Raw genomic sequence first — 6,966 nt, forward strand, 5'->3', positions numbered from 1 at the left:
ACGAAGCGATCAACTTCACACCCTCTGACATGACTTCCGCGAGATTCCGCGATTCGGTGTCGTACCGCATAGGCGTCCGATAGCTCATACCGTTAAGGGTGGCCTATGCGATACGCTCCGCTTATGAAGGTCGGATACGCACGCGTCTCAACGATCGAGCAAGACGCCGAGCGGCAGGTGGCTCGGCTGCTCGAGCTCGGCGTGCCGGAGGACCGGATCTACAGCGACGTCGGCTTCAGCGGCGCGAAGATGACCCGCACCGGACTGGATAACGCCCTCGCCGCGGTGCGAGAGGGCGACACCTTCGTCGTTCCAGCGCTCGACCGTCTCGCACGGAACACGGAAGGCGCGCTCGAGGTGGTCCGCCGCCTAACGGATGCCGGGGTGATCTTTCAGAACGGCACGACCCCGTACGACCCGAAGGACCCGATGGCGAAGCTGTTCTTCACCATCCTCGCCGCGGTTGCCGAGGCGGAGGGCGGATGGATCAGCATCCGCACGCGAGAAGCAATGGCCAGGCCCAAGGTGCGGGCGAAGCTGAAGGGCCGGCGCCCAAAGCTGACGGAGCGGCAGGACGAGAGCATCGCGAAGCACATGGCCGCAGGGGACCTCGCGGTCGCCGAGATCGCGCACATGTTCAACACCTCACGGACCGGTGTTTACCGGGCCGTCGACCGACACAACAAGCGCCAACCACCGAAGGCGGGGGAGTGATGATCGCCGAGGGTCGACTCCGGTTCATCCGCAGCGACGCTGCGGGTACGAGCCGAGTAGGGCGAAAATCACGCTGGATAGCGTCGAACTCAGGTCTGACTGAGGGAGGCGGGGATGGCGTCACGTCGTCGCGCGCGGAAGCCGCACGAGGGACAGGGTGTCTTCGATCTGTGGGGGCTTTCCGAGCAGCAAGCCGACGAGAACGTCGCGCAGACGCGCGCGGCGCCGCTCAGCACCGTCGAGCAGCAGCTCGTCGACGGGCAGTTGGCATTCGACTTCGACGAGTACATGGAGGTTGTCGATGAACCGGTACGGGATCCTGGCGCGCGAGCACTGGACGACGCACGCGCCGAGCAGGGTGAATCAGCTGGAGAATCCGGACGAATTCTTCACGGAGCTGGGGGAGCAGGTGTCGGAGCGGGTGGCGAGCCTGTCGATGATTCTCGAGCAGGAGCACCAGCCGTCGCCGAACTACCTCGACCAGGTGGGGCGGTTGAACGCGATCCGGAAGCAGGCCGAGGAGGTCGCGCTGAAGGACCTGGTGTGGCTGGCGCCGGAGCAGGTGGAGTACGACGAGGTGGAAGCGGCGTCGCAGGAGCTGGGGGAGCTACCCGATCGGGCGGAGCTCGAGCAGCAGATCCGGTACCTGCAGGAGGATCAGAGCGACCCGGACTCGGCGCTGCTGACGGCGGTGTACGAGGAACGCCTGGCGCAGATGCAGCAGACGGTGGCGCGGATCGTCGAGCTGGAAGCGAAGATCCCCGAGGGGTACTGAGCTTTCGTCCTACCGCGCAGGAGGATCTCGCACCCTCGGGTGCGAAGGCACGGTTCCGAGCGAATGTCGCCGCCGTCGAGACCGTCCGCGTGCTCGAGGCGGAGGGCCGGCCGGCGACCGCGGGGGAGCAGGCGGTGCTGGCTCGGTGGTCGAGCTGGGGTGCCATCCCGGAGGTGTTCGACGAACGCCGCGACGACTGGGCGCGTGAGCGCGAGCAGCTGCAGAGTCGCCTGACCGAGGACGAGCTGACCGCGGCACGTCGGACGACGATCAACGCGCACTACACCGACCCCGCCTACGTGAAAGCGATGTGGGAGGCGATGCAGCGCCTCGGATTCCAGGGCGGCCGGGTGCTTGAGCCGGGAAGCGGCGCGGGAACCTTCATGGGCATGGCGCCCGCCGGCGCAGAGATGACCGGCGTCGAGCTCGACCCGCTCACCGCCTCGATCTCGAGGGCGCTGTACCCGGCCGCTCAGGTGCGCACCAAGTCGTTCGCGGACACCCGCTTCCCGCGGGCGTCGTTCGACGCGGCGATCGGCAACGTCCCGTTCGCCGACATCGCGCTGCACGATTCCACGCACAACCGTGGCGGGCACTCGATGCACAACCACTTCATCATCAAGTCCCTCGCCCTGACCCGCCCGGGCGGGCTCATGGCCGTGCTGACGAGCCGGTTCACGCTCGACGCGCAGAACCCCGCCGCCCGCCGCGAGATGAGCGACATGGCCGACCTGATCGGAGCGGTGCGCCTGCCCACCGGCGCGCACCGCCGCGCCGCCGGCACCGAGGCCGTCACGGACCTGCTGATCCTTCGTCGACGAGAACCCGGCGCCGACCCGGTGGATACGACTTGGGAGAGCGTCACCCCGCGGCTCGTCGACGGGGAGAAGGTCTACGTCAACTCCTACTTCGACAACCGCCCGGACCACATCCTCGGCGTGCTCGAGGTGGGAACCGGCATCCACGGGTCGACCACGCTGCAGGTCCGCGGAGATCTCCCGACCGCGGCCGCGCAGCTGCATACCGCCCTGGTCGACATCACCACGAGCGGCATCGAGCGCGGGCTGACGATGGCGGCGCCGAGCGCCGACGTCGCCGCCGAGCGAGACCTGCGCGTGGAGGCTGACCCCGCGCTGTGGGACGGAACCATCGTCGATCAGGGCGGGGGAGCATTCGCCACGGTCGCAGACGGCGCGCTGACACCGCTGAAGGTGCCCCGCACGCACGCGCGCGAGCTCACCGCGCTCCTGCGCCTTCGCGACCAGGCCCGCGCCCTGGTCACGAGCGAGGCGCACGAGTCAGAGGACACCGACGACCTCACGGCGCAGCGGCAGGCGCTGCTGGCCGACTACCGCGCCTACGTCGACGCCTACGGCCCAATCAACCGGTTCAACGAGCGCTCCACCGGTCGCACCGACTCCGAGACCGGGGAAGAGATCCTCGCGCGCGTCATGCCGAAAGCGGTCAGCCTCATGCGCGACGATCCGTTCGCGCCGCTGACCATGGCGCTGGAACGCTTCGACGAGCAGACCCGCACCGCCGTCCCCGCCACGCTCCTCACCGAGCGCGTCGTCGCGCCGCGCTACATCGCCCAAGGGGCCGACACCGCGCAGGACGCGCTCGCACTGAGCCTGGACCGCACCGGAGGTGCCGACCTCGAGCTCATCGCTGACCTCCTCGGCGTCGACGAGGAAGACGCCCGCGCGCAGCTCGGCACCCTCGTCTACGACGACCCCACCACGGGCCGGATCGTTCCCGCCGCCGAGTATCTCTCCGGCAACGTCCGCGTGAAGCTCGACGAGGCGATCGCCGCGGCCGCGGATGCACCGCACCTGCAGGTGAACGTCGACGCGCTGCGCGCAGTGCTTCCCGACCCGATCGGCATGGAGGAGATCGAAGCGCGCCTCGGCGCCGTCTGGATCGACGCCGCCACGCACCAAGCGTTCCTGCGCGAGATCCTCCACGACAACTCCGTCACCGTGGAAAACCCGCTGCCCGGGAAGTGGGACGTGCGCGGCCAGCGGTGGGGCATCCGCGCCACCAACGAGTGGGGCACCGAACGCCGCCCCGCAACCGACATCGCCGCCGCGCTCATGGAGCAGCGCGACCTCATCGTCCGCGATACGGTCACCGACGTCGAGGGACGCGAGCGCCTGGTCCCCAACGCCGTTGAAACCGAAGCCGCGCAGGAGAAAGGCCAGGCCCTGCAGGCCCGGTTCGCGGAGTGGGTGTGGGAGGAACCCGAGCGCGCCGCCCGCCTGCACGACGAGTACAACCGCCGCTTCAACAGCCTCGTGCTGCGCGACTACTCCGCCGCCGGCGAACACCTGACCCTCCCAGGCCTGGCCAGCAACTTCACACCCCGCCCGCACCAGCGCGCCGCCGTCGCACGCATGATCGCTGAGCCCGCCGTGGGGTTGTTCCACCAGGTCGGTGCCGGCAAGACCGCCGAGATGGTCATGGGCACCATGGAGCTCAAACGCATGGGCATGGTGAACAAGCCCGTCGTGGTCTTGCCGAACCACATGCTCGAGCAGTTCTCCCGCGAGTGGCTGCAGATGTACCCGCAAGCGAGGATCCTCGCCGCCTCGACCGCTGACCTCGCCGGCGACAAGCGCCGCCGCTTCGTCGCGCGTGCGGCCGCGAACGACTGGGATGCCGTGCTGATGACGCAGAGCGCATTCACCACCATCCCCCTGTCGTCGCAGTTCGAGGCCGAGTACATCCAGACCCAGACCGAGCAGCTGCGCACGGCGCTCGAAGAGGCCCAGGGGGAGGACGCCAGGTCGGTCAAGCAGATCGAGAAGGCCATCCTCCGTGCCGAGCAGTCCTACCGCGCGAAAGTCGACCTGCCGCGTGATCCGGGCCTGGAGTTCGAGAGCACAGGCATCGATTACGTCGTCGTCGACGAGATGCACATGTACAAGAACCTCACCGTCGTGTCCAACATCCAGGACGCCGGGAAGGTCGGGTCGAAGAAGGCTACCGACCTTCACATGAAGCTCGAGTACCTCCGCAGCAAGCACGGTGACCGCGTCGTCACCGGCGCCACGGCGACCCCGCTGGCCAACTCGGTCACCGAGGCCTATGTGATGCAGCGTTACCTCCGACCGGACCTGCTCGAGGCAGCCGGCATCACCTCATTCGATGGGTGGGCGGCAACCTTCGGTGAACAGGTCACCGAGCTGGAGATGGGGCCGGCGGGCGACTTCCGTGTGAAGACCCGCTTCGCGAAGTTCCAGAACGTTCCCGAGATGCTGCGCATGTGGCACGTGTTCGCGGACGTCAAGACGGCGGAGGATCTGAACCTTCCTGTTCCCTTGATCGCCGCGCGAGACAGCGACGGTGAGCGCGCCCACGCGACGGTCGTTATCCCGCCGTCTCCCGCGATGCAGGAGTACATCGCAGAGATCGCCGAGCGCGCGGAGCGGGTCCGCGCCCGCCAGGTGTCGCCCACCGAAGACAACATGCTGAAGATCTCCGGCGACGGTCGCGCCGCCGCCCTCGACATGCGCCTGGTGCGCCCCGGATCACGCCCCGACGGTCTCGGCAAGCTCGACTACGTCGCCGAAAAGATTGCTGCGCACTGGCGTGCAGAGCGCGAGCGTGTGTTCATCGACGGTACGACCCAGGAACCGTCGCCGATCACCGGCGGCCTGCAGATGGTGTTCTGCGACCAGAGCACCCCCGCCGCTGGGCGATGGAACGCGTACGACGAGCTGCGCGCGAAGCTCGCCGCACGCGGCGTGCCGGCGGGCTCGATCCGGTTCATCCACGAGGCGAAGAACGACGCCGAGAAGGGCCGGCTATTCGCGGCCGCCCGCAGCGGCCACGTCGCCGTGCTCATCGGGTCGACCGAGAAGATGGGCGTCGGAACCAACGTCCAGGACCGCATCACGGCCATGCACCACGTCGACTGCCCGTGGCGTCCCAGCGACCTCGAGCAGCGCGACGGCCGCGGCATCCGCCAAGGCAACCAGAACGACGAGGTGGCGATCTACCGGTACGTCGTCGAGCGCAGCTTCGACGCCTACTCGTACCAAACCGTCGAGCGGAAAGCGAAGTTCATCAACCAGATCATGCGGGGCCGGCTGGACTCCCGCGAGATCGAAGACATCGGCGAATCCGCGATGAGCGCGTCGGAGGCCAAGGCCCTGGCGTCCGGAAACCCGCTCATCCTGGAGAAGGCGCAAGCCGAACAGGCGCTGCAGAAACTCCGCCGGCAGGAGACAGCCCACCACCGCGCGCAATCCTCCCTCAGCGCCCGCCGCGCCGCGGCGCTGCAAGAGATCTCGACCGGCGAGGACATCGTCGCGCAGCTGCGCGCAGCTGCCGCCCGGTCGACGGACGTGTCAGGAGATGCGTTCCGCATCGAGATCCGCGACCGGGTCTACACCAGCCGCTCCGAGGCGGCGCAAGCTCTCGGCGCGTGGGCGCACCAACGGGGCCTGCAGTACTCCAACCCCATCCCCGCCCCCGAGCGCATCGGTGTGATCGGCGGGCACGTCATCACCGCGCACACGGAGCGGCAGTACACCGCAGCGACGGGCGGAAAAACGATGCTCCGGCTGAGCCTGGAAGACGCACCCGGGATGGGTATCACGGTCGATCCTGCAGAGGTGCTGCGCAACAACGTCGGCACCATGGTGCAGCTCGCCAACCGCGTCGACGGCATCCCGTCAGCGATCACGGATCGCGAGCGTCGCGTTGCCGAGGCCCGCGAGACGGTCGTGCAGGCAGAGGCGCGGCTGGGTGCCCCGTTCGTCTATGCCGCGCAGCTCGAGGAGGCGTATGCCCGCGTGGAACGCGTCGACCAGGCGATGAGAGAGCAGAGCGGCCCACCGAGTCCGGCGCCGGAACGTCCGGTGGTCGACGGAGCACCAGACGCCGTCGTGGCCTCCGCGAGGGATGCTTCGCGGGCCTCTTTGAGTGCTCGGATCAATGGCCGCGTCGCGGCTCTTCGTCAGCGAGACGGTGACGAGTCGGCAGCGGGACGCGACAACTTCGAGCGCGATGGCCGCACCCGCTAGGGTGCCGAAGATTCCGTCGGGCAGCTGCCCCATTTTCCGCGCTTCGCCGCGGTGGCTGTGCGCTGTGCGGCGCGGTAATCGTCTTGCTCGGCGTAGGGCTTGTCGTAGGTGTATTCGCGGCCGGCACCGGCCTCCAGTTCGGTGAGTGCGACGTTCACGCCGTCGACGTACACGTGCCGCAGGAGTCGACCGTACTTGTCGGTCTCGGCTTGCGTGGGGTCGGTGAAGAGTTCCACGGTGTGGCCGTAGATGAGCTGGTCGAGCTCGTCGCGAGCTTGCTCGGCGTAGCACTCACTCGCCGCGCCGTCGCGACCGATTTCGGGGGTGTCGATGCCGATGATGCGCACGCGAACTAAACCGTTCGTCGTGGCGATCTTGAACGTGTCCCCGTCGACGACGGCGTCGACGACGGCGTGCTCCGAGGGTTGCTCGGAGGGGTGGGTGGGG

The 6,966-nt window shown here is 68.3% G+C and carries 4 protein-coding genes; 3 read left to right on the top strand and 1 reads right to left on the bottom strand.

The genetic code is table 11. The features are described 5' to 3' along the window. Positions 1-123: 123 nt before the first annotated feature. The 3 genes from NS220_RS16545 (at position 124) to NS220_RS16555 (ending at position 6,519) form a co-directional block, all read left to right on the top strand. Positions 124-714 carry a recombinase family protein gene (locus NS220_RS16545; protein ID WP_058625109.1) on the top strand — a complete coding sequence of 197 codons (591 nt, stop codon included), beginning with the start codon at positions 124-126 and terminating at the stop codon, positions 712-714. 301 nt (positions 715-1,015) lie between these two features. Next, the gene (locus tag NS220_RS16550) at positions 1,016-1,489 is read left to right on the top strand and encodes a hypothetical protein (RefSeq protein WP_058625110.1); all 474 of its coding nucleotides are present in this window, start codon (positions 1,016-1,018) and stop codon (positions 1,487-1,489) included. A gap of 89 nt (positions 1,490-1,578) precedes the next feature. Then, complete coding sequence (locus NS220_RS16555) at positions 1,579-6,519, top strand: helicase-related protein (protein ID WP_058625111.1); 4,941 nt, start codon at positions 1,579-1,581, stop codon at positions 6,517-6,519. Here the strand turns inward: NS220_RS16555 and NS220_RS16560 are convergent. After that, positions 6,516-6,966: thermonuclease family protein (locus NS220_RS16560; RefSeq protein WP_081323239.1), on the bottom strand; the 451-nt coding region annotated here is incomplete at its 5' end. The two genes, NS220_RS16555 and NS220_RS16560, sit on opposite strands and share 4 nt — an antisense overlap.

It is taken from the genome of Microbacterium testaceum, assembly GCF_001476655.1.
Lineage (GTDB): Bacteria > Actinomycetota > Actinomycetes > Actinomycetales > Microbacteriaceae > Microbacterium > Microbacterium testaceum_C.

Excerpts from the sequence above, each read along its gene's own strand:
- NS220_RS16545 (WP_058625109.1), top strand. The coding sequence starts at position 124 with ATGAAGGTCGGATACGCACGCGTCTCAACGATCGAGCAAGACGCCGAG.
- NS220_RS16550 (WP_058625110.1), top strand. The coding sequence starts at position 1,016 with ATGAACCGGTACGGGATCCTGGCGCGCGAGCACTGGACGACGCACGCG.